At 45.1% G+C, this 1,726-nt stretch carries 2 protein-coding genes; one reads left to right on the top strand and one right to left on the bottom strand.

The genetic code is table 11. The features are described 5' to 3' along the window. Positions 1 to 516: 516 nt before the first annotated feature. Positions 517 to 888 carry a winged helix-turn-helix transcriptional regulator gene (locus GC093_RS07815; RefSeq protein WP_171651315.1) on the bottom strand — a complete coding sequence of 124 codons (372 nt, stop codon included), beginning with the start codon at positions 886 to 888 and terminating at the stop codon, positions 517 to 519. Positions 889 to 1,123: 235 nt separating this feature from the next. On the opposite strand from GC093_RS07815, the gene GC093_RS07810 reads away from it, so the two are divergent. Further along, positions 1,124 to 1,702, top strand: coding sequence for an NAD(P)H oxidoreductase (locus GC093_RS07810; RefSeq protein ID WP_171651314.1), 579 nt, complete (start codon positions 1,124 to 1,126; stop codon positions 1,700 to 1,702). Positions 1,703 to 1,726: the final 24 nt, after the last annotated feature.

Raw genomic sequence — 1,726 nt, 5'->3', positions numbered from 1 at the left:
AACGTCCCATTAAGCTACCGGGCAAGTTAGCATGGTAATATAAGTTTGAAAATCAGAAATGCTACTTTGAAAGATGTTAATGGAATAGTACGGCTCATATAGCCAGCAGCATTTGTTTTAAGAACGAGAGCGCCAACTACCTCGATCTGGGATATATCCGAGATGACCGTCTGCTGCGCAATCCCGCCGCCCGATCGCGACGATGTCGGGCGCACCGCGCTGGCCGCAGGCGCGTTTCCCGACTACGACATGACGACCGAGGCGCTGGTGTCGTAGCTGATTTAGGCTCTCGGGCAATCCTTCGATGCCGATACGATCAAGCGCATCATGGTAACGAATGTGGCAGATGAAATGACGGTATCGGATTAAGCGGAGCTGCAGTGCAAAAACAACCTAGCCTGCGTTTCATGAGGCTAGGGCCGTTGCCATTGGCCTGCAATCGATCGGGTATTAGGTTAGCCCATTGGCAATCCCCAACACCCATTCCTTTAAGTGCAAAATTTACTTTGTACAGCCTTAAAACTCTTCTAAAACCTTAGATTTGTCACCATGGACCTTTTCCAGGTGATCCTCTCCCCAATAGCATAAATGGTCTAGCGCGGGCTTTAATCCCCAGCCGTAGGAAGTTAACTCATACTCCACTTTAGGTGGGATCTCTTTATAAACCTTTCGTGCAATAATCTCATCCTTTTCCAGGCCTCTTAGTTGAGTGGTCAGCATTTTTTGCGTAATGCCGGGCATTAACCGTCGAAGCTCAGACGTCCGTTTCCGTCCTGTCATCAAATGATAGATGATTAAAGGCTTCCATTTCCCCCCCATTACTTCTAATGCCGCCTCCACACCAACTTTATACTTCTTTTGAACGCTATTTTCCCTCTTTTCAGTCATCAATTACCCTCCGTTAAAGTTTTTGCTAGGAACATAACATTCGTTCACTCATCCGTTACTCAGGTAAGTTTCGGGCGTCTATATCTAGGGCACTTCTATGTTCCTATGGCACCTGTATCATCCTATAGAACTTGAAAGTGCGTACTTCCGGATTATTTTAATACTGTTTATAATAGCATCAGCCATTGATAATGGCTACAAGTTGGATGTTGAGAAAGGTAGGGATGATACAAGTATGAGAGTATTAAGCGTTGTTTCGCACCCGAGAGAGGATTCTCTGACCTTTAAGGTTGCCGATCGTTTCGTTCAAGGTCTTGCCGAGGCCGGCCACGACTATGAGATATTGGATTTACACCGGATTGGCTTTGACCCTGTTTTAAAAGGAGTAGATGAACCTGATTCGTCAGCTGCGAAACAGTCCTTTTCTCCTGAGGTGGAACTTGAAATAAGGCGCATGAAGGAGCATGATGCCTTAGCATTTATTTTTCCAATTTGGTGGTGGCATTTGCCAGCCATGCTAAAAGGTTATATTGACCGTGTATGGAACAATGGGTTTGCATACGGTTCGAACCAGCTTCATCATCAGCATGTCTTGTGGATTGGTTTGGCGGGCGCTTCCAAAGAACAGATGAAAAAGCGTAACTATGATGAAATGATTACTCATCTGCTCAATGTGGGAATTGCAGATTATTGCGGTGTTTCCAATTCAAAGGTTAGTTTATTATACGAGACTTTGGATTCCAATCCCAAGCATTATGAGATGCTGCTTAACCAAGCCCATCACTTAGGGTTGAATTATGCAAAGGAACAGTAGCCTCAAGTTAACTCTGAACTCTAT

Origin of the sequence: Paenibacillus foliorum (genome assembly GCF_013141765.1) — a bacterium.
GTDB classification, from domain to species: Bacteria; Bacillota; Bacilli; order Paenibacillales; family NBRC-103111; genus Paenibacillus_S; species Paenibacillus_S foliorum.
This window is presented reverse-complemented; position numbering and strand designations above follow the sequence as displayed.